At 71.7% G+C, this 21,007-nt stretch carries 19 protein-coding genes and 1 tRNA gene; 8 read left to right on the top strand and 12 right to left on the bottom strand.

From position 1 onward, the window contains the following. Positions 1-69: 69 nt before the first annotated feature. Positions 70-600, top strand: a complete 531-nt coding sequence (locus tag ACFU5G_RS05960) for a SigE family RNA polymerase sigma factor (protein WP_377241753.1) — start codon at positions 70-72, stop codon at positions 598-600. Further along, positions 597-1,382, top strand: a complete 786-nt coding sequence (locus ACFU5G_RS05955) for a hypothetical protein (protein WP_377241751.1) — start codon at positions 597-599, stop codon at positions 1,380-1,382. Before ACFU5G_RS05960 ends, ACFU5G_RS05955 begins: the two co-directional genes overlap by 4 nt. Before the next feature lie 25 nt (positions 1,383-1,407). Here ACFU5G_RS05955 and ACFU5G_RS05950 read toward each other — a convergent pair whose 3' ends face one another. Both ACFU5G_RS05950 and ACFU5G_RS05945 read right to left on the bottom strand, forming a co-directional pair. Beyond that, positions 1,408-2,583 carry a hypothetical protein gene (locus ACFU5G_RS05950; protein WP_377241749.1) on the bottom strand — a complete coding sequence of 392 codons (1,176 nt, stop codon included), beginning with the start codon at positions 2,581-2,583 and terminating at the stop codon, positions 1,408-1,410. 210 nt (positions 2,584-2,793) lie between these two features. Then, a complete protein-coding gene (locus ACFU5G_RS05945) occupies positions 2,794-4,347 on the bottom strand; it encodes a hypothetical protein (RefSeq protein WP_377241747.1) in 1,554 nt (517 codons plus the stop codon). Between the two features lie 151 nt (positions 4,348-4,498). Between ACFU5G_RS05945 and ACFU5G_RS05940 the strand changes: the two genes are divergently transcribed. After that, positions 4,499-4,963, top strand: coding sequence for a DUF6328 family protein (locus tag ACFU5G_RS05940; protein WP_377241745.1), 465 nt, complete (start codon positions 4,499-4,501; stop codon positions 4,961-4,963). Positions 4,964-4,982: 19 nt separating this feature from the next. Here the strand turns inward: ACFU5G_RS05940 and ACFU5G_RS05935 are convergent, their stop codons facing one another. The 3 genes from ACFU5G_RS05935 to ACFU5G_RS05925 form a co-directional block, all read right to left on the bottom strand. Continuing rightward, entirely contained in the window at positions 4,983-6,464 is a 1,482-nt protein-coding gene (locus ACFU5G_RS05935; protein ID WP_377241743.1) for a hypothetical protein, read from the bottom strand. Between the two features lie 169 nt (positions 6,465-6,633). Continuing rightward, positions 6,634-7,803, bottom strand: coding sequence for an aminotransferase class I/II-fold pyridoxal phosphate-dependent enzyme (locus tag ACFU5G_RS05930; RefSeq protein ID WP_377241741.1), 1,170 nt, complete (start codon positions 7,801-7,803; stop codon positions 6,634-6,636). 51 nt (positions 7,804-7,854) lie between these two features. Then, a complete protein-coding gene (locus tag ACFU5G_RS05925) occupies positions 7,855-9,810 on the bottom strand; it encodes a SigE family RNA polymerase sigma factor (protein ID WP_377241739.1) in 1,956 nt (651 codons plus the stop codon). 157 nt (positions 9,811-9,967) lie between these two features. On the opposite strand from ACFU5G_RS05925, the gene ACFU5G_RS05920 reads away from it, so the two are divergent. After that, entirely contained in the window at positions 9,968-10,597 is a 630-nt protein-coding gene (locus ACFU5G_RS05920) for a DUF1992 domain-containing protein (protein ID WP_377241737.1), read from the top strand. Between the two features lie 6 nt (positions 10,598-10,603). On the opposite strand, the gene ACFU5G_RS05915 is transcribed toward ACFU5G_RS05920, so the two are convergent. The 4 genes from ACFU5G_RS05915 to ACFU5G_RS05900 form a co-directional block, all read right to left on the bottom strand. Further along, complete coding sequence (locus tag ACFU5G_RS05915) at positions 10,604-10,897, bottom strand: hypothetical protein (RefSeq protein WP_377241735.1); 294 nt, start codon at positions 10,895-10,897, stop codon at positions 10,604-10,606. An 89-nt stretch (positions 10,898-10,986) separates the two neighbouring features. Beyond that, positions 10,987-12,180 carry an alpha/beta hydrolase gene (locus tag ACFU5G_RS05910; RefSeq protein ID WP_377241733.1) on the bottom strand — a complete coding sequence of 398 codons (1,194 nt, stop codon included), beginning with the start codon at positions 12,178-12,180 and terminating at the stop codon, positions 10,987-10,989. Continuing rightward, a complete protein-coding gene (locus tag ACFU5G_RS05905) occupies positions 12,177-13,112 on the bottom strand; it encodes an NAD(P)H-binding protein (RefSeq protein WP_377241731.1) in 936 nt (311 codons plus the stop codon). Before ACFU5G_RS05905 ends, ACFU5G_RS05910 begins: the two co-directional genes overlap by 4 nt. 58 nt (positions 13,113-13,170) lie before the next feature. After that, a complete protein-coding gene (locus ACFU5G_RS05900; protein ID WP_377241790.1) occupies positions 13,171-13,668 on the bottom strand; it encodes a low molecular weight protein-tyrosine-phosphatase in 498 nt (165 codons plus the stop codon). A gap of 397 nt (positions 13,669-14,065) precedes the next feature. Between ACFU5G_RS05900 and ACFU5G_RS05895 the strand changes: the two genes are divergently transcribed. Continuing rightward, the gene (locus tag ACFU5G_RS05895) at positions 14,066-14,893 is read left to right on the top strand and encodes an alpha/beta fold hydrolase (RefSeq protein WP_377241729.1); all 828 of its coding nucleotides are present in this window, start codon (positions 14,066-14,068) and stop codon (positions 14,891-14,893) included. On the opposite strand, the gene ACFU5G_RS05890 is transcribed toward ACFU5G_RS05895, so the two are convergent. Together ACFU5G_RS05890 and ACFU5G_RS05885 are read right to left on the bottom strand one after the other, a co-directional pair. Next, entirely contained in the window at positions 14,883-16,910 is a 2,028-nt protein-coding gene (locus ACFU5G_RS05890; protein WP_377241726.1) for a hypothetical protein, read from the bottom strand. The two genes, ACFU5G_RS05895 and ACFU5G_RS05890, sit on opposite strands and share 11 nt — an antisense overlap. A 213-nt stretch (positions 16,911-17,123) precedes the next feature. Further along, a complete protein-coding gene (locus tag ACFU5G_RS05885; protein ID WP_377241724.1) occupies positions 17,124-17,972 on the bottom strand; it encodes a class I SAM-dependent methyltransferase in 849 nt (282 codons plus the stop codon). A gap of 71 nt (positions 17,973-18,043) precedes the next feature. On the opposite strand from ACFU5G_RS05885, the gene ACFU5G_RS05880 reads away from it, so the two are divergent. Continuing rightward, entirely contained in the window at positions 18,044-19,294 is a 1,251-nt protein-coding gene (locus ACFU5G_RS05880; RefSeq protein WP_377241722.1) for an anhydro-N-acetylmuramic acid kinase, read from the top strand. Positions 19,295-19,460: 166 nt separating this feature from the next. On the opposite strand, the gene ACFU5G_RS05875 is transcribed toward ACFU5G_RS05880, so the two are convergent. After that, positions 19,461-19,544 (bottom strand) — tRNA-Leu (locus ACFU5G_RS05875). A gap of 240 nt (positions 19,545-19,784) precedes the next feature. On the opposite strand from ACFU5G_RS05875, the gene ACFU5G_RS05870 reads away from it, so the two are divergent. Then, positions 19,785-20,501 (top strand): DUF3662 and FHA domain-containing protein, encoded by a 717-nt coding sequence (locus ACFU5G_RS05870; protein WP_020017306.1) that lies wholly within the window; start codon positions 19,785-19,787, stop codon positions 20,499-20,501. Positions 20,502-20,511: 10 nt separating this feature from the next. Continuing rightward, complete coding sequence (locus ACFU5G_RS05865) at positions 20,512-21,003, top strand: FHA domain-containing protein (RefSeq protein ID WP_020017307.1); 492 nt, start codon at positions 20,512-20,514, stop codon at positions 21,001-21,003. Positions 21,004-21,007: the final 4 nt, after the last annotated feature.

The raw sequence follows: 21,007 nt of genomic DNA, 5'->3' as shown, positions 1-21,007 counted from the left end.
GGTGCGGCATGGAACCTTTCGCACGGGTCTCCGCGTGGTGGGGGACATGACGAGGGAGAGCAGGGGACCATGCGGACCGAGGTGAGCGACGAGGCGCGGGTGCGGGTCGACGTCACGCGCACCAAGGACCAGGAGTTCACGGCGTTCGTGCACGAGGCGGGCCCGTACCTCTACAAGACGGCGCTCCTCCTGTCCGGCGACGCGCACCGGGCGGAGGAGCTCGTGCAGGCGACGTTCGAGCGCACCTACCGGTCCTGGCACAAGGCCCGCGCCGGCGAACCACGCGCCTACGCGCGGCGCATCCTGCTCAACCTGCGCATCGACGGCTGGCGCCGCACCCGCGGCGAGGTGGTGTCCGACGTCGTCCCCACTGGGTCCGTCGCTGGCCCGGCCGAGGGTGTGGCCGTTCGCGACGAGGTGGTGCGCGCGCTGGCGTTGCTGCCGCTGACGCAGCGGCGGGTCGTGGTGCTGCGGCACCTGCTCGACCTGACCGAGCAGCAGACGGCGCGCGAGCTCGGGATCGCCGTCGGGACCGTCAAGTCCGCCAACGCACGCGGGATCACCCGCCTGCGCGAGATCTTCGAGGAGGGTGAGCGATGAGCATCGACGACACGGACGTCGTGGCACGCCTCCGGGCCGGTGCCGACCGGGTCGAGCGGCACGAGTTCGACGCGGGACAGGTGGTGGCCGGGAGCCGTCGGGCGCTGCGGCGCCGTCGTACCTGGCAGGCGCTGGGCGGCGGCATGACGGCGGTCGCGGTCGCGTTCTCGCTGGCCCTGGCGGGGCCGGTGCCCGTGCCGGGCGTGGGCGAGGTGGCGCTGCCGGGAAGCGAGCGGGTGCGGGAGCTGTTCGGGCTGGAGGCCGAGTCCGCGGCCTGTGCGGTCGATGACGACCTGACGGTCGAGTGGGGGAACAACTCGTCGCACCAGGTACTCGTCCAGTCCGTGGGGCACGTGATCGACGGGGGAGCCGCGGTACGGTCCGCCACCATCGACAACCCGGGCCCGCCCGCAGGCGAGGTGTCGTCTTCCGAGCACCTCCTGTCGGACGTAGCGCAGAGGCTTCCGATGCTCGCCGTCCAGCACCAGCTCAAGTTCGCCGCCACCACGGAGGACGGGTATGAACAGCCCGCCGACGTGGACACCCAGAACCTCCCGGACGGCACGTACATCTGGTGGAACGCGCGCGATCTGGGGAAGCTGTCCGGCGTCGCTCGTTGCGACGGGCTGCCAGTCACCTGGGGTGGCGACACGTCCTCGGAGTTCACCATCACGACCTGGAACGGCACCAGATCGAGCGGCGTCGTGGATTGCGGGAACCCGCCCGAACGCCCCTCCCGGTTGGAACGCGAGGCCCTGGAGGACTGCGAGTACCTGGACTGACGTGTCGCGTGGCAGGGGCCGCGGGTCAGCGAACCGTGACCGTCACCGAGCGCTTCGACGGGGCCTGGAGGCTGGTGCCCTCGTACTTCGCGATCCACGTGCCGGACCTGGTCGCCCTGACCGTCGTCCGGTAGGCCCCGGTCGGTCCGGTCCGGACGGTCTTCTGGTAGACCGGCCCGGCCTGGCCTGCCGGGTCGAAGTACAGCTTGAGCGCCGTGTTCGGCGCCAGCCGGTTCTCCGCCTTCGTGTCGCTGACCAGCTGCACCCGGCGCAGTGAGCCGCGCAGCTCGATGTTCCTGGCACCCGTGAACGACGTCGACGACGCGGCGATCGTGGTGGTGCTGGCGCGGCGGACCCGGATGGTGGTGATGGGCCGTCCGGGGATGTTGACCCACACGTTCTGAATGATCCCGTCGCGGTCCGCGTCCCAGCGATCCTTGGTGACGGCGATCGGGCCCAGAAAGGTGACGTCGTAGAGGCCGGCCGGGTGCACCGCGGAGAGCCGATAGGTTCGGGTCCCGCTGTAAGCCGTCCGCCAGGGTTCCTGCCTCGTGCTGAATACCATTCCGACGTCGTATCGCCCTTCGGCGCGACGGTTGGTCATGTACGGGCCCGTCTCGTAGATGTTGCCCGCGGAGCCCGGGGTCAGGATCCCGGCGTCGAGATAGACCGTCTGCGGCTCCACCCGCGTCACGACGTCCTGGACCGTCACCCGGGCCCTGGCCGTGTATCCGCCCCGTGAGCCTGAGACCACCACCGACCGGACAGGCAGCACCGCTTCGCGGCTCGTGAACGTCGCGGTGCGCTCACCCTTGACCGCGGTCCCGTCCTCGCCCTGCCGCACGATGTCGTAGGTGCCCGAGGTCTGGGGGCGGAAGGTCGCGGCGAACCAGCCGTTGTCGTCGGTGGTCACGGTCGCGACGGCCTCGCGGGGCGCCGAACCAGCCGGATCGAAGTAGATCGTGATGACTTCACCTGGTGCGGGCCAGCTCCAGTCGCGACCGACGTGGCCATGAACCTGGACGGGCATGCCGGCCGGCGCACGGTCCGGAGCGACGGCGAAGTCGAGGTAGGTGTAATCGGCCAGGGCCGCCTGGTCGCCGTCGGCCGGGGCCCCGGCCGCCGCCGGCGCACCCAGCAGGCTCCCGGCGAGCGCCAGTCCGAGCGCAGAAGTGAACAGTTTTCGGGCACCGACGGCCAAGGGACACCTCGCGGGAAGAAGGGAGCCCGAGAACCGGGAGCAGCACAGATCCTGCCAGTTCGGGCGATTCCCAGGGCGTCGTATCCGGGTGAACTTCCGTCCAGCACAAAGGTCCGCCCCCACCAGACGATCAGGCACGGATTCGCGTGAGAACCCATGCCTGATCACCTGGCGGAGGCGGACCTCTGTCCGCCGTCGGCCGAGGTGGAGCTAGCCGACCGACACGTTCACGCCCGCCTGGGACGGCGCCAGCAGGCTCGTCCCGGCGTACTTGGCGATCCACTTGCCCGAGGTGGTGGCGCGGACCGACGTCGAGAAGGTGCCGTCGGAACCCGTGGTGACCTCCTTCTTGAGGACCGGTGCCGCCGAGCCCGCGGGGTCGAAGTACACCTTCACCGCAACGTTCGGTGCCGGCCGGATCGCCGCACCACCCGTGCTGACCAGCTGGACCCGCTCCACGTCACCGCTCAGCGTGATGGTCCGCGCCGTGGGCACGGACGTCCGCGAGGCGGCCACGGTCGTGGTGCTCGCCCGCTTGACCACGATGGTCGTCACCGCGGGGTCCTCGACCAGCACGTTGTGCGTGCAGTTGCTGGTGCCGCCCTCGAGCCCGTCCCAGTCCGGTGCGGAGCACGCCTTCATCTCGTCGCGGATGCCGATGTCGTAGATGCCGGCGGGGAGCGTCGGGTTGAAGGTGAACGTCGCGTGGCTCGTGCCGAGCCCGGAGTGCGTCAGGTCCCGCTGCACCCGGTAGCCGTCGGGGAAGTTGCCCTCGCCGCGCCGGCTCTCGGCGCTCAGCCAGCCCGAGGTGCCGCCCACGGTGAAGTCGAGGCTGCCCACGTCGACACGACGCTGCACCGGGGCCAGGCCCAGCACGACGTCGTGCGTCATCAGGTGGTCGCCCGCCGTGAAGCCGCCCTCCGTGGCGCTGACCGTGCCCTCGCGCAGCGTGGTGTCGCGGGCCCGTTCCGCCGAGGTCAGGGTCCACACCGCCTTCGCGCCCGTGTCGGTCATCGGCATCTCCGCACGCCACTTGCCCGACGCGCCCGGCTTCTGCCGGGTCGTGAAGTAGCCGCGGTCGTCCGTCGTGAGGGTGTCGATGAAGCGCTCCGGCGCGTCGCCCGAGGGGTCGAAGTACAGCTTGACCTCCTGGCCCGTGGCCGGCGCGTAGTCACCGGTGCCGAGGCTGCGGATGTTCGCGGCACCGTGGACCGAGATGGTCGAGCCCGCGGGCGCGCTCGACGTCGAGGTCCAGATCAGCGGGATGTTGCGCTTGGCCCGGAACGGCACCAGGACCGGGTCCGCGGTGCGGATCGGCACCTTGACGACGCCGTCGTCGGTGGTCACGTCGATCTCGGCGTTCACCGACACCTCGAAGGTGCCGGGCTCGACGTCGGCCGGGAGCTGGACGGTCGAGGTCCACGTGTTCGCGGCACCCGAGGCCACGAACTGCGCGCCGGTCAGGCTGCGGCCCTCGGGGTCGATCATCGTCATGCGCCCGGTGCGCATGGCCGCCGAGGACCCGTTGTGCGTGATGGCCAGGGTTCCGGTGACGGACCCGACCACGTCCCCGCCGGGCGGCAGGGAGATCTTCGCGGAGACGACGACGTCGTCCACCTTGTTGGTCACGCGGTCCGCGGTGATGCCCGGCGGCGGCGCGGTGCTCACCTCGGCCGCCACGCTCGGTGTCGCGGCGACGCCGGTCATCAGCAGTGCGGCCCCGAGCGCCATGCCCAGCGACGCACGCATCCTCGTTCTGTTCAAAGCAGCCCCCTCGTCAGAGGGACGCGGACGCGTCCCGCCCAGCCAGATGTTCCCCCGGCGGGCAGGGGCGGGCCACGGGAGGCGGTGATGTGAGCGGGTGAATTTCCCTCGCCCGGCTCGGTAAATCGGACGCCAGGTGAGAATGGGGACTATGCAGACCGACGGACGGACGGAGACGCCCAACGAACGCGCGGACCGGAACTGGAGCGAGCTGCTCCAGGAGCTGCGCGTCATGCAGACCGGCGTGCAGATCCTGACCGGGTTCCTGCTCACCCTGCCGTTCCAGTCGCGGTTCGCCGACCTCGACCGGTACCAGGTGAACGTCTACCTGGCGCTCGTCATCGCCGCGGTGGTCGCGACCGCGCTGATCGTCGCCCCGGTCAGCGTGCACCGCGCGCTGTTCCGCAAGCGGATGAAGGGCAACATCGTCACCCTGACCGACCGCATCACCCGGATCGCGCTCGCCGTGCTGGCGCTCGTGATCACAGGCGTGGCGGTGCTCGTCTTCGACGTCGTGGTCGGACGGACGGCGGGCATCGTCGCCGGCTCCGCCGCACTAGTGCTGATGGTGCTGCTGTGGGTGCTGCTCCCCGAGGTGCTGCGCCGACGCGGCTGAGCCGGCGCAACACCTCGGACTACTTGACGGTGATCCAGACCGTGCGGCTGGACGAGGCGTGCAGCGACGTTCCCGGGAACTCCGCGACCCACCGGCCCGACGCGCTCGTGGTGACCTTCGCCGCCCACACGCCCTTCGAGTTCGTGTAGACGGTCTTCTTGTACTGCGGCGCGGCGGAGCCGGCGGGGTCCCAGTAGAGCTTGACGGGTGCCTTCGGGGAGTGGCGGTACGCGGCCTCTCGGTTGCTGACGAGCTGCAGCTTCCGCACCGAGCCCTTGAGCGTGACCGACTGGGGCGTGGCGAGCGACTTCGACGACGCCGAGATCGTGGTGATGGTTGCCCTCTTCACGGTGAAGGTCGTGACGCTGTCGTCGTTGATCGGCACCTCCTTCATCCCGCAGCTGCCCGAGGCCGTCTCGGACTTCGTGCAGGCAGCGACGACGAGGCCCGCGTCGACGTCGTAGACGCCGGGCGGGGTCAGCTCGTCCATGGTGATCGCGATGTAGCCCGCCGTTCCCCCACCCATGCGCGTGTTCCGCGGCGCGTAGTAACGACCGTTGGGGTAGGAACCCTCACCACGGCGCCCTTCGACCTGTACTCCATAGGTGCTCAGGACTGAGCCGTAGGTGGTCACGCCGAAGTCGACCCGGACCGTCTGCGGCTCGAGTGTCGTCACCACGTCCGTCGCTGTCACGCGGATGCCCGCCTTGGCGTCGCCCGAGGTCCGTGTGGCGGTGCCCTGGCGCACTGTCAGATCGCTCGGGCGTGCCGTCTGCGAGATCCGTACGGACGCTGGGTGCTGGACGGTATTGCCTGCGTACGAGACGTACCACCTTCCTGGTTCCGTGACGCGGCTATCCAGCCGGAAATACCCCGTGTCGCTCACGTTCGCACTACCCACCACCCTGCGCGGCGCCGGCCCGCTCGGGTCGAAGGCGATGTCGACCACTGCACCGGTGGCCGCGACCGGGTCGTAGTCACCAGCGCTATCCCGGGAATTCCATCGCAGGCTTCCCGCCACCGTCGTAACAGCCCCCGTCGGCAGGCTGCCCGATCGCGCCGTGGCTTCCATCGCCGAGTGATACCGCACCTGGAACGCGACGACATCGGTCGCCTGGATGGGTACATCAGAGGGTCCGTGTGCGCCGTAGACCGTGACCAAAGCCTTGAAGGAGACCTTGTACTCGCCGATCGGAGCACCGTTCCCAAGTCGCCGGATCGCCCTCAGGTGCCCGTCCCCGACCTCCTGGGGGGTGCCGTCCCCTGTGTACACCTCGCGCCCAGCAGGGTCAGTCACCTGCACCCAGCCATCGTGGAAGTAGATCGCGGTCCCGTTGTGCTCCAGATAGATGTCGACCGGCACCTCATAGGGAGTGATCGTGCTCCGGTCACTCACGACAACCCGCGCCGTCACCTCGTAGCTGCCCTTCGAGGCGGTGACCGTGCCTTCGTGCACCTCCGCCTCAGCGGGCGCAACGCCCGCTCCGGTGATCAGCAGCATCGTTCCGAGCGTCACGCCGAGCGCACGCCTCACCTGTGACATCACTGTCGTGGCCTCGCAAGAAGGAAGGGAGAAGTCACCGGAGATCCCGGGCACCGAGATCCTGTCAGAGCGGAGGTGCCGGCCTCGCTGTCAGCCGGTTATCCACAGGGTGATCTTCGCGAGCTCGTCAGAGCGTCTTGTGCCAGGCCACGATCCGGTCCACCGCACGCGACACCGTGTCGAGCGACGACGCGAACGACAGCCGCACCCACTCCCCGCCGTGCACGCCGTCGAAGTCGGTGCCGGGCGTGATGGCGACGTCGGCCTCGGCGAGGAGGCGGGCGCAGTAGGTCACGGAGTCGAGCCCGAACGAGGCGATGTTCCCGTAGAGGTAGAACGCGCCGTCGGCCGGGGCGACCGGGCGCCAGCCCAGCTCGCCGAGCCGCTCCAGGAGCAGCCTGCGCGACGCCGCGTACCGCGCCACGTTCTGCGCGGCCGCCTCGTACCCCTCGGGCGTGAACGCGGCGATGCCCGCGTGCTGCGCGAGCGCCGGCGGCGAGAGCGCCACGTTGCTCGCGAGCGCGTCGACGGGCGCGACCAGCTCGTCGGGCAGCACGAGCCAGCCGAGCCGCCAGCCAGTCATCGCCCAGTACTTCGAGAACGAGTTCACGACGACCGCGCCCCGGTCGACGAACGTCGTCGCCGTCGCCTGCGCCACCTCGTCCGAGTAGGCGATGCCGTGGTAGATCTCGTCGCTGATCAGGCGCACGTCGTGGTCGGCGCACCACTCCGCGACGGCCGCCAGCTCCGCCGGCGTGATCATCGTGCCGGTCGGGTTCGCGGGCGAGGCGACCATGACGCCGTCGAGCCCGCCGCCGTAGTAGGCCTCGTTGAGCTGCGACACAGTGGGCTGGTAGCGCGTCTCGGGACCGCAGTCGAGCTCCACGACCTCGCAGCCCAGCGCCGACAGGATGTTCTTGTAGGCCGGGTACCCGGGCCGCGCGAGCGCCACCCGGTCGCCGACGTCGAACGACGCGAGGAACGCGAGCACGAACCCGCCACTCGATCCCGTGGTGACGGCGATCCGCGCGGGGTCGACGTCGACGTCGTACCAGCGCTTGTAGTGGCCCGCGATCTCGGCGCGCAGCGCAGGCACGCCCATCGCCTCGGTGTACCCGAGGTTGCCGTCGCGGAGCAGGGCGATGGCGCGCTCCCGCACCACGTCGGACGCGCCGGTCGACGGCTCCCCCGCACAGAGGTTGAGCACGTCCGCCCCGGTGGCGCGGCGCGCGTTCGCGGCGGCGAGCACCTCCATGACGGCGAACGGGGGCACGTGGGACCGACGAGAGACCTTCATCCCGCCATCATGGCCCACCAAGCGGCCCGACGGCGGAACGCCGGGCGAGGTTCACCAGCGCACGCGGGCGAACGTCAGCGACGCGACGCCGTCGTCGCCCAGGCTGGTCCAGGCGATGCGGTCGCCGTCGACCCCGACTGCTGCCTGCTCGCGGGCGAGCCGGACGAGGCCCGGCGCGCCGTCCCTGTCCACCATCGCGTAGGCCGATCCGTCCTCGGTCGACCATGCGACGGTTCCGGCGGACACGTCCAGGGCGGTGACGGGCGAGCTGCCGCGCACCTGGTAGGCCGTCTGCGCGGAGAGGTCCATCAGGTACAGCCGGTCACCGGCAGAGAAGGCGAGCCACCCGACGTCGTACCCGAGCGCGGACACCGGCTCGCCCCCGAGGTCCTCGTCCCGGATCGAGAGGAGCCGGAACGAGTCCATGTCGTCCGGCCCGGAGATCAGCGCAAACTCCGTCGTCGAACCGGGGCCGGCCCCGACATCCGGCTCACCGGAGCGCTCTCGGTACGCGACCAGCAGGGCGTCCGGCGTCGACCCCAGGGCGCAGACCTGCTTCCGGACACTCGTTGCGACCGGCGCGGACCCGTCGAGCGCCACGGTGCGGAGCGTCTGGGTGCAGCCGGTCCCGGCGACGTTCGGCGTGGTGGTCCATCCCAGCAGCGAGTCCGAGAGGGCCACCGTTCCGGCCTCCGGGGAGTCCAGCACCGACGAGTCGCTGACCGTCGTCACGCTCCCGTCCTCGTCCAGGACCCGCAGGGTCCAGGGCAACGTCCCGACGATCTGGGTGTTCGGCGTCTCGAACCAGGCGGCCCGGTCGCCCTGACGGACCAGGTCCAGGGTCTGCGGCCAGCTCCCGTCGACCTGCTCGGTCTGCGCCACCTGCACCGTGTTGCGCCATCCCTCGCCGTCCGGGGCCATTGCCTCCAGGGTGAACGGTCCAGGAATGAGGTCGGGGTCGAGGACCTCGTACGGGTCGGACCAGCCGAGCACGCTCTCGCCAGCGCCCAGGGTCGTGGCGTCCGCCTCGACCCGGGCGGCGGTCGTCCACCGGTGATCGACGATGACGTCGACGCACCGCTCGACGTCGTGCGCGTCCGCGGTGTCGATCACCCCGACGAGGGTGAGCTCGCCCCAGCCGGCGGACATGGTGTCAACCGGGGTCGTGGGCGCGTCGTCGTCGGGCCGAGTGCACGCCGCGGTGTCCACGTGATCCGAGGGCAGTCCGGAGATCCCCCGGCCGTCGAGGCCGAGCACCTCGCGCAGCCACTCGCTGCCCGGCAGCGTGACCGGCCCCAGGCCGGGCACCCGGACCGGACCGGCCAGCATGAGGCCGAGGACCAGCACGAACACCCCCGCGATCGTCGCCACGGCCCGGACCGCCCGGCGACGCCGGACGGCCGCCCGGGCCTGGAGCAGCACCTGGTCGCCGTCCGCCCGGAACTCCGGGACGGCCTCGATCGCCGAGGCGCTGAGCAGCGAACGCAGCCGCGCGAGCCCGCGCGCGTTGGCGGACTTGACCGAACCGATCGAGATGCCGAGCTCGTCGGCGACCTGCGCCTCGGACAGGTCGAGCAGGTGTCTCAGCACCACGACCCGGCGCTGCCCGAGGGGCAGCGCGCGCAGCGCCCTGCCGAGCTCGTCCCGGACGGCGACGTCGTGCGCGTGGTCAGGGACGGGCGAGAGCGGTATGACGCCGTCGTCCGTCACTGCCGTGCGCCGGTCCTTGCGCCAGCCGTCGATCCGGAGGTTCATCAGGATGCGCCGCGCGTAGGCCCGTGGCTCCCCCGCCCGCGCCTTGGGCCACGCGCGGTACGTCCGCTCGAACGTGGCCTGGACCAGCTCTTCGGCCCGGTGCGCGTCGCCGGACAGCAGGTATGCCGTCCGGTACAGGTAGGCGCCCGCCGACGTCACGAACTCGACGAACTCCGCGTCGGGATCACGCGCCACCAGCACGTCGGCACGCGCCGGGTCCACGACAGGCTGCTCGGTCGTCTCCGCGTTCATACCGTCCACCACGGTCGGGACCGCGCGGAGGTTGCCTGGTACCCCAGATGACTGCCCATCGGCCGTCTTCGACTCACATTTCTATTGGTAGCGACACAATTGTGTCGCTACTCAGCCGCCCTTTCGGGCCGCTTGTGAAAGTTGTAACATGGTCGCCATGGCGCCGGGATCGCGCGACGACGCAGACAACGACCCCCTCCGCCGAGCCGCGCAGTACCGCGTGGGCCGGGAGGCCGAGGCCGAACGCGCGGAGCGCGCCGGCTCCCCCGACGAGGCGGATCCCGGCGAGGACCACGCCGACGAGGGCAAGCGGCCCGGCGCGATGAGCGTCGAGGAGCGCTCGCGCTACGTGGACGTGGTGATCGACCAGGCGATGCGCCGCGGCGAGTTCGACAACCTGCCCCTGCACGGCAAGCCCATCCCGGGCATCGGCGGCAAGCACGACCCCGACTGGTGGGTCAAGGGCCTGATCGAGCGCGAGAACATCACCGGTGTCCTGCCGTCGGCCCAGCTCCGCAAGGACGACGCCGAGCTCGACGCCCGGCTCGACCTCGAGGCGCTGGAGGAGCGCGTCCGGGAGATCGTCACCGAGTTCAACGCCCGTGTCGTCGACGCCAGGCGCCAGCTCCAGGGTGGCCCGCCGATCGTCACACCCACCCGCGACGTCGACGAGCAGGTGCGCAGATGGCAGGAGCGCCGGGCAGCGCGAAGGGCCGCCGCCTCTGCCCCGGTGCCGCGACGCGAACCGGGAACCTCGGCCGACCGGCCCTGGTGGAAGTTCTGGTGACCGGGGTCAGAACCCGTACGCCGTCACGATGACCACGGCCGTCATCAGCCAGTAGGGCACCGACCCGAGCGCGAAGCCCAGGCCCGCGGCGATCGCCATGCGACCCCGGTGCGCACCGAACCGGCTGGACACGGCCCCGATGGCCATCGTGATGCAGCCGATGATCGTCACTCCCTCGGCGGCGCCCTGCGAGATCAGCATCCCGAGGATGAGCGCGACCAACCCGACGACCGCCTCGCCGCGAGCGAGGAACGGCCCGCCCCGGCGAGCCCGCGGGTGAGTCTCCTGGTGCGTTGTCATGGCGCATCGCCCCTCGTGCCCGACGTCGGTGTGGGCACCTCATTTCCAGCATCGCACCATGGCCCTGTCTTCGCCAGAGCCCGCCGGGCTCAGGCGCCAGGCCCCTCCGCGGCCTCCTGCGTGAGCACGTAGCCGCGGAACCAACGGCCCGTCTCGCGCCACACCTGCTCCCGCGCTGGCGCCGCCGAGAGGGTCGCGTCGTGGAGGCCGCCGGCGATCCGCACGAGGGTCGTAAGGGATCCGAGATCGGGCACGCGCCGGGCGATCCCGACGACGTCGAGCACCGAGTCGGTGACCTTCATGTCCTCGGTCCAGCGCGTGGGGATGCTGCTGCGGGCGCTGAGCAGCACCAGCACCGGCACGTCGATGCCGAGACCACGGGCGACCTGGTCCTGCCCGCGGAAGATCGCGGCGAGCCAGGCGGGCGTGGCGCGCCATCCGGCGTCGGGCCGCCAGGCGACGTCGTAGTCCCACTCGCCGTCGAAGCGGGACGAGATGGAGCGCGCGTAGAGGCCGCGGTCGAGGTTGACGAGCTGGCTGCGCGGCACGAGCACGGACTGCACCCGGATACCGGGCTCCATGAGCTTGCGCCCCGCCTCGCGCGTCTGGAACTCCAGCCACGGGCCGTTCAGCACCAGCCCCGCGACCCGCTCCTGGTTGTGCGCCGTCCACAGGCTGAGGATGAGCCCACCCGTGGAGTGGCCCATCAGCACGAGCCTGCGGTCGGTCCGGTGGTCGCGTCCGTGCCCCATGACCTCGAGCGCCGCCTCGATCTCCTCGTCGTAGGTGGTGAGGTTGCGGACGTAGCCCGGGGTCTGGCCCTCGCGCAGGCTGCGCCCGTACCGCCGCAGGTCGAGCGCGTGGAACCGCACGCCGAGCGACTCCCAGAAGTCGGCCAGGTGCGTCTGGAAGAAGTAGTCGAGCCAGCCGTGCACGTAGAGCACGTCGACGCCGGCGTCGGGCGGCCCCGCGGGCTCGCCGTCGGTGGGCCGGTGGGCCGCGCCCGGCAGGCGCAGCCGCCGGCCGAGCTCCGACAGCTCCTCCCAGAGGCGCGCCAGCTGCGGGTTCTCCGCCCCGTTCCGCCGGATCCCACCGGGCTTGTCGGCGTCGCCGTCCTCGGCGGGGATGCTGCGCGCCCGGCGCACGAGCGTCGCCACCACCTCGGCCTCCTCCTCGTCGGGCTCCAGCGGCAGCGTCAGGCGCTCGAAGCCCGGCAGCACGTCGGGCTCCCAGGCCGGCTCCTGCGCCGGCTCGTCGTCCAGACCCGGGGAGAGGCTCGTCATCTGACCGACGGTAACCGGAGGTGGGCCCACTCCGCCGGGTAGTCGTCGAGCCAGACCTCGAGCGAGCGGGCCCTTCGCCCGGCCAGGTGCCCGACGTCGGGGCTCACCTGAGCGAGCACGCCCGCCTCGATCGCCTGGCACTGCGTGATCCAGTCCTCCACCTCGGTGGCGGTCGACCGGTAGAACTGAGCACGCGCCTGCTCGACCGTCTGCGGCACGTACCGGATGGTGCGGCCGACGGCGGCGGACAGCGTGGCCGCGACGTCGTCGAACGTCAGGGCCTCGGGGCCGGTCAGGTAGTAGGTCCGGCCCGCGTGCCGGCGCGGGTCCTCGTCGAGCAGGACGGCGGTGGCGACGTCGGCCACGTCGTCGTGGGACACGGTGGCGACCGCGCCCTGCCCGGCCGGCGCGCGGAGCAGCGCCTGCTGCCCGGCTCCGGACGACTCGTCGTGCACCGCCAGGGTCGGCGTGCGGTGGAACATGCTGGTGCGCAGCATGGTCCAGGCCAGGTCGGTGCCCCGCAGGTACTCCTCGGTGAGCCAGTCGTCGCGCGCGCCCGACGCGATCGCGTCCGGCGCCGCCCCGATCGACGAGACGTAGACGACGTGCCGCACCCCGGCGACAACGGCGGCGTCGATCGCCGCACGGTGCCGGGCGAGCCGGCCCGGTCGCTCCCGGCCCGGCACGAGAAAGACGGCGTCGGCCTCGGCGAACGCGCTGCTCAGGGCCCTGGCATCGGCCTCGGCCGGGATCGCGGCGACCTCGGACTCGGGCAGCGGCGCACCGTCGGGCAGCCGCGGCGCGGCGCCCCTGCCGGAGATCAGCAGGCGCTGCCGGCCGCCTGCCGCGGCGACACGGAAGGCGAGCCTGGAACCCAGGCGGCCGTCGGCCCCGGTGAGCACGACCAGCCGGTCCGGCGAGGCGGGCGTCATTCCCACACCGTAGACGGCGGATCGCCGGCGGGCCGGGTGGAGCAGGGTGAAACTTGCCTCAGGCGTCCGAGGAGACGCCGAGCTCCGTCCGGACGAACTCGACGACGCCGTCCGCCGCCGCCTCGATCTCGGCGAGGCACTCCTCGAAGTCCTCGGGCCCGCCGTACCAGGGGTCGGCGATGTCCAGCCGGTGCTCCGGGAGGCCGTCGGCGGCGGGGTCGAACGACCGGTACATCCGGATGTCCGCGTCAGCCCGGGCGCGGCCGGCGAGGTTCCGCAGGGCCTGCGCGTGGCGCGTCGTCATAGCGAGCACCAGGTCCCGCGAGCCGACGTCGTGCCGCGTCACCTGTCGTGCCTCGTGGCCGTCGCCCGTGGCGTAGCCGTGCGCGGCGAGGACGGCGCGGGCGCGCCGGTCCACGGGGTTGCCGTGCTCCTCGTCGCTCACGCCGGTCGAGTCGACGACCACGGCGTCGCCCAGGCCCGCGGCCTCGAAGCGGTCCCGGAGCACGATCTCGGCCATGGGGGAGCGGCAGATGTTCCCGGTGCAGACGGTCATCACGCGGTAAGCAGTCACGCGCTCATTCTCCCCGGTGGCAGGGGAAAGCCCGCGGGGCGACGAATGTCAGCCGTGCTGGACGAGGGCACGGCACCCGCGGGCTCCGGTGGTCGCGAGGAAATCGCCACCAGTGTCCCGTGCGCCTGAACGTCCGGAAGGCCCCGTGCTGAGCCCACCGACCGCCGTCGGCGCGAAACGCCTACAGCGTCACGCGACTAGCGCGCGACCACCTCATGGGTCCGATGTGAAATCACTTCTCGGATCACCTCCCTTCTCATGTGCGAATGAACCTACGCCGCCTCTTTGCGTATGCACAGGTTTTTTCCTCGCGGCGAAATCCGGGGCCCGGGCGTACGGCCGAGCGACGAGTTTCGGCAGAGCGCCCCGTCTGCCCTGCATGACCATCACCACCGTGGACGCCTGCACGACGTCGGCCGACGGCACGCGGATCGCGTTCGACCTCACCGGGCCGGCCCGCGGCCTGGCGCCGGCGGTGGTGGTGGTCGACGGCGTGCTCGCGCACCGGATGCCCGTCACGCTCGCGGTGGCGTCGCTGCTGGGCGACCGGGTGACGACGCTCCGGTACGACCGGCGCGGCCGGGGCGGCAGCGGCGACACAGCGCCGTACGGCGTGGACCGCGAGGTGGACGACATCGCGGCGCTGTTGCAGGTCACGGGCCCGGCAGCGCTCCTGGGCATCTCGACGGGCGCGTTCCTCGCGCTGCGCGCGGCGGCCGACCTGGGCTCCTGCGTCACCGGCGTCCTGTGCTACGAACCGGGGTACGACGTCGCCGGCGGCGAGCCGCCCACCGACCCCCGGATGATCGCGGGGGTGGAGGCCTGCGTCGAGGCGGGCGACCCGGGCAGCGCCGTCGAGCTGTTCCTCGACCTGGTGGGCATGCCGTGCCGGCTGGTGCCGCGCATGCGGGTGTCGCCGTCGTGGGCGGACCTGGAGTCGATCGCGCCGACCATCGCGTACGACGGCCGGGTGCTCGCCGAGATCGCCCTGGGCCGGCGAGCCCTGATGGGGCGCTGGCACCGCATCGGGCAGCCGGTGGTGGTGGCCCACGCTGCCGCGAGCGCCGCCGGGACCGCGACGGCTGCGCGGTCCCTGGCGGCGGTGCTTCCGGCGGCGCGTCGGGTGACGCTGCCCGGTCACGGGGCGGACGTGCCGCCGGAAGCGATGGCGGAGGCCGTCGCCGGCCTCCTGGGGGTCAGTTCGTGACCATGGGCCGGAACCCGGCCAGCGGGGCGACGTCCGCCGGGCCGGCGACGCCGAGCCCGGTGGCCGTGGCGCCGAGGCTGTTCCGGGCGGCGGAGTTCACGCTGACGGAGCTGTCCCGCTGGTACGCGGCGTACTGCGTGGTGGTCTGCCCGTCCGAGCTGTCGGTGATGCGCCACCGGCCGCCCTCGCGCACCGACTGCGGGGCGTTGGAGTACGCGACGAACCAGCCGCAGCCGTCCGCGTCGAGCGGGACGCCCCACGAGAGGTGGTCGCCCATCTCCGAGCCGGCGTCGGCGTAGACCCGGCCGTTGCTGCCGACGAACCGGACGCTGAGGTCGCTGCTCGCGTAGTAGCCGGGCGACGCGCAGATGTAGACCTGGGCCGCGAGGTAGCCCTGGTAGTCGTCCACGGACGGGGAGACGGCCGCGTTGTAGTTCCACAGGCTGAACCACTGGTTCGTCGGGAACGGGCGCGACAGCGAGGACTGGATCCACACGTAGGTGCCCGCGCTGGTGTCCCGGCCGGCCATGTTGGTCACGACCACGCGGATCCGGTTGAGCTCGTAGGACGTCGAAGCGGTGAACTTGAGCGTCGAGCTGGTCTTGCCGGACATGTTGGTCCACTTGGGGTTCGCCGGCGTCCACCGCTGCCACTGGTAGCGCAGGTTGCCGCCGGTCGCGGAGACCTTGAGCGTGACGGTCCGGCCGGCGACCGTCTCGACGGACCGCGTCGGGTTCTTCGTCACGCGCGGCACGCTGATGCCGACGGGCCACTTCACGACTGCCGTGCCGGAGCTGGTGCGGGTGGCCGTGAGGTAGGCGTGCTTGCGGCCCGTGACCTGCACCGAGATCCGCTTGCCGTACTGCGCGCTGGTGAGCTTGAAGGTACGGCTCGTCGCGCCGGAGATCGTCTTGCCGTTGGCGAGCCAGCGGTAGCTGACCGAGGTCGGCGACGGCGACCAGGTGCCCCGGTAGGCCGTCAGCGTCTGGCCGACGCGGGCCGTGCCCTTGATCGCCGGGGCGGCCGTCCGCGCGAACGGCTTCGCCACGAGGGACGACGCCGAGGTGACGCTCCGGGTCGTGTACCCGTCCCGGTACGCCGTCGCGGTGACGGTGAGCCGGTCGCCGTGCAGCCGCGAGGGGATCGTGAGGGTGCGGCTGTTCGCGCCGTAGATCGACTCCCCGTTCGCCTTCCAGCGGTAGGTCACCTTGCTGGGCTTGGGGGAGAAGTTGCCGGTGCTGGCGCTGACCTGGCCACCGACCTTGACGGTGCCGCTGATCGTGACCGTCGTGGCGCTGAAGGACGCCTTCGCGACGGTGGTGGTGGCGCTGGACACCGTGCGCGAGCCGAAGCCCGCCTTGGTGCCCGTGACCTCGAGCTTCAGGCTCTTGCCCGCCTGGGTGGTCAGAGGCGTGAAGGTCGAGGCGGTACCGGCGGTCGCGCCGCCCACCACCCAGCGGTAGGCGAACGTGGTGCCCGCCGGCCAGCCGGCGGTCGTGGCGGTCAGCTTGGTGCCGACCCGGACCATGCCCGAGACGGATGCGGTGCCCGCGGCCAGGTCGCCCTCCACCAGGGGTCCGACGGCGGCGGCCTCGACACGGTCGCCCGTGACGCCGGCGGCCGTACCGGTGACGGTGCCGATCACGTACTTGCCGAGGTACTCGGGCAGCAGGGTGAGGGACTCCGTGGCGGCGTCGGCGACGGGGACGTCGCCGGCGTCGAGCAGCGCGTCGTCGCTCAGGAGCCAGGCGTAGGCGCGGCTCTCGGGCTCGGGCGTCCAGATGCCGCCGGTCTGGTCGATGGTGAGCTCGGAGCCGACGGCGGCGTTGCCGTCGACCGTCAGGGTGCCGTCGAAGACCGGGCCGTCGGCCTCGGCCGCGGACGCGGGAGCCGCGGCGAACGGCGTCGCGAGCAGCGCCAGGGTGGCGAGCGAGGCGGTGCCGCGCCAGCGGCGCGCCGCGCTTCTGATGGGTACAGCGGACGCGGAAGAGGCGTCGCCAAGGACTGCAGGATTCATGGGGGTCCTTCGTGATCCGTGACGGGACGGGCGCCAGGACCGACGTCGGTCCCGCGCGCCGCGAACCTAACGCGCGCGGGCCCTCACCAGAAGCGCATTTGCTGTGAATTAGCGGGAATTCGAATTACTTCACCCCGTACTTCACCCGCTGGCCCGCCCCACCGCCCCGAGGCCGGGGGAGCGTGCCGGGGGCGTGGCCCCGGCACGCCGAGCTCAGAAGGGCCGACGCGCCGTGACCAGGATGCGCGGCGCCTCGTCCACCAGCTCGTTGCCCGTCGCGAAGTGCATGTGCAGCCCGCGCAGCGCCGCCTCGTGCCGGGCGACGGCGGCCGGCGTCAGGTCCGCGAGGTCGGGCACCTGCCACGCCGCGACCCGCAGGTACCAGAGCACGGACGAAAGGTCCTTGAAGGTGCGCGTGCCCGGGTACTCCTTGGCCTCGACGATCTCGAGCCCGGAGGCGACGAGCCCGTCGGAGATCACGTCGATGGTCACGCCGTCCGGGTCCCAGCCGAGCGGCACCCGGAGCGCCCGGTTGAGCGCGATGCCGTCGCGCGTGTCCACCTGCTCGGTGATGAACGTGCCGCCGGGCTCGACCACACGGCCCACCTCGTCGGGGTCGATGGTGCTGAACCGGCTGAGCACCACGCTGAACTGGCCGTCGAAGAAGGGCAGCAGCACGTCACCGGTCCAGGACGGCTCCACCCGGCGCACGTCCACGCCGAGCGGCTCCAGGCGGCGTCGGGCAGTGAGGAAGGCCGGGCCGACCTCCGTGGCGGCGGACGCCGTCGGCAGCGGGCCGAGGCCCGCGAAGAAGTTGCCGTCACCGGTGCCGATGTCGAGCACGGCGCCCCGCGAGGCACGCACGATCTTCTGCGCCAGGGCGGGGTAGTCCCACTTCGGCGTGTCGGTCGTGAGACGGTCGTCGACGGGGGTGGCGTCGAGACCACCGGTGAACAGCGCCGCGGGTGTCGCGGGGATAGCCGGGGCGTTGCGGGCCCATTCGATGTGGTCCTCGAAGGGCGCGTCCGGCGCCGGGGCTGGGGCGATCGAGACGTCAAGCATGTGGGAGATTGTGACGCAAACGGGGGGTAAGGGCTAACACTGGTGCAAACACGACCGGAGGAGTCGTCGTGATGGCAGAACCAATACCCGGGACAACGCTGTCACCAGCAAATACACGTTCTCCACTGCGAGTGGTCGGCTTGATGTCCGGCACATCCCATGACGGGGTCGACGCCGCCGCGTGCGACCTGCGGCTCGCCGGCGACACGCTGCTGCTCACTCCTCTCGGACACCTCTCCCTGCCCTACCCGGCCGGGCTCCGCGCCGAGCTGGTGGCCGCGCTGCCGCCGGCCTCGACCACGGCAGAGGCACTGTGCCGCCTCGACACCGGTGTCGGTCAGACCTTCGCCGACGTCGCGGCGCGCGCCGTCGACGAGCTCTGCGACGGGCGCGCCGACCTGGTCGTCTCGCACGGCCAGACGCTCTTCCACTGGGTGTCGGGCGGCGACGCCGGTGCCGCGGGCCGGGTGCGCGGCACCCTGCAGATCGGCGAACCCGCGTGGATCGCCGAGGCGACCGGACTGCCCGTCGTCTCCGGCCTGCGCACGCGCGACGTCGCCGCGGGCGGGCAGGGCGCCCCGCTGGTCGGGCTGTTCGACGCGCTCTGGCTCGCGGGCCGCCCCGGCACCGCCGTCGCGCTGAACCTGGGCGGCATCGCGAACGTGACAGTGCTGCCGACGGCGGACGTCGCCCCGGTCGCCTTCGACACAGGGCCGGCCTGCGCCCTGCTCGACGCCGCGACCAGGCACGTCACCGGCGGCCGCCTCGCGTTCGACGCCGACGGCGCGCTCGCCGCCCGCGGCGAGGTGCACCCGGACCTCCTGGCGCGGCTGCTCGACGAGCCCTATTACATGCGGCCCGCACCGAAGACGACAGGCAAGGAGCTGTTCCACCTCTCCTATCTGCTGGACCGGGTCGGCCCCACGCCGCCGACGGCGGAGGACCTGCTCGCCACGCTCGTGGCGCTCACCGCCCGCACCGTGGCCGACGCCGTCCGCGACACCGCGACCGAGGTCGTCGCCTCGGGCGGCGGCACGCGCAACCCCGTACTCATGGCGGCGCTGCGCGCCGAGCTGCCGGGCGTCGCCGTCCGGACGTCGGACGACCTGGGCGTGTCGAGCCAGGCCAAGGAGGCCCTGGCGTTCGCGGTGCTGGGCTGGCACACCTGGCACGGGCTGCCCGGTGTGCTGCCCGGGGCGACCGGGGCGCGGCACCCGAGCGTGCTGGGCTCGGTGACGCCGGGGGCGGACGGACGGTACCCGCCGGGGCGGGGCGCGGGGGTGGAGCGGCCGGGGCGGCTGGAGATCGCGCGGTCGGTCTGACCCCACGGAACCGGTGCCCGCCGTGAAGCACATGTGGAAGACGAACGGAACGACCATCTCCACACGATTTCGCGGGGAGAAGTACCCATGCCGGCCGCTCGGGCGGCTGCGAAACCCGGACATGACGAAGGCCCCGACTCGATGAGCCGGGGCCTTGCGTACAACGTGCGCGAGGGGGGAGTTGAACCCCCACGCCCTTTCGGGCACACGGACCTGAACCGTGCGCGTCTGCCTATTCCGCCACTCGCGCGCTGCGAGGAAGACGCTAGCACGGGTCAGAGGCAGATCCCGAATCGAATAACGGTGAAGTGGTTCACGTCCTGGCGCAGGTCTAGTAGCGTGCGGATCCGCCCACGCCTCTCCTCGCCGCGCCACCTGAGGGAAGATCGGAGAAGATCCGCAGGACATCCACAGTATTGGAGTCTGCGGGGACCTACCGGTCTATACGATCTAGGTAGTCTGCCCGGCGCAGACCCTGGAAGGAGGTGGCATGGGCGCCCTGGACCGCTTCGAGAAGAGCGTGGAGCGCATGATGAACAACGCGTTCGCCAAGGTGGGACGTGGCGAAGTGAAACCCGTCGAACTGGCGAGCAGGCTGCGGCGCGAGCTGGACGACCGTGCCGCGGTCGTCGGACGCGACCGTACCGTCGCACCGAACGAGTTCACGATCGAGCTCGCTCCCGACGACTTCGCCCAGATCGAGGCGTGGGGCGCACAGACCCTCGCCGACGAGCTCGCGTCCAACATCACGGCGTACGCCGCGACGCAGCACTATGCGTTCGTCGGCCCCGTGAGCGTGACGTTCGACGAACAGTACGAGCTGGTGCCCGGCCGATTCACCGTGCGCTCGCGCAGCGTGCAGGGAAGTGTGGCCCCGGCTACCTCCGGCGCGCCGACCGGGCGGCACCCGCTCATCGACATCGACGGGCAGCGATACCTGCTCACCGGGCCGGTGACCGTCATCGGGCGTGACGCCGAGGCGGACATCGTGGTGGACGACCCGGGTGTCTCCCGGCGGCACCTCGAGATCCGCGTGACGCCGGACGGCGTCGTCGCGACCGACATGGGCTCGACCAACGGCCTGTACGTCGAGGGCCACCAGGTACCTGCCGCGACTCTGCTCGATGGCAACACGATGACCATCGGCCGTACCCGCATCATGTTCTGGACCGGCAGCGCGTCCGGTGCGGACAACGAGGACTGGTGAAGAATCCGAGATGAGCGAGCTGACGTTCACCCTGCTCCGGCTGGGCTACCTCGTGCTGCTGTGGGTGTTCGTGCTCTCCGCCGTCGCCGTGCTCCGGCGCGACCTGGCAGGACCACGCACCTCCAACAGCCGGCGTCGCCGGCCTGAGCAGGCGGGACCTGCCCCGACGCCGGCTCCCGGTGGCGGCGCGTCCCGCGCGCCCCAGCGCGGTGGCCCCTCGCGGCTCGTCGTCGTGGCCGGTCCCCTGACCGGGACGACCATCCCGCTGACCTCGTCCGGGGTGCTGATCGGTCGCGCACCGAGCTGCACCCTCGTGCTCGACGACGACTACTCGTCGTCGCGTCACGCGCGGATCTTCCCCCAGGGCGGCCAGTGGTTCGTGGAGGACCTCGGTTCCACGAACGGCACCTACATCGGTGAGGAGCGGGTGCAGGGCGTCATCCCCCTCGGTCCAGGTGTGGGCGTGCAGATCGGACAGTCCGTAGTCGAGCTCCAGGGATGACCAC

This window comes from Promicromonospora sp. NPDC057488 (assembly GCF_042802395.1).
Classification (GTDB): Bacteria; Actinomycetota; Actinomycetes; order Actinomycetales; family Cellulomonadaceae; genus Promicromonospora.
This window is presented reverse-complemented; position numbering and strand designations above follow the sequence as displayed.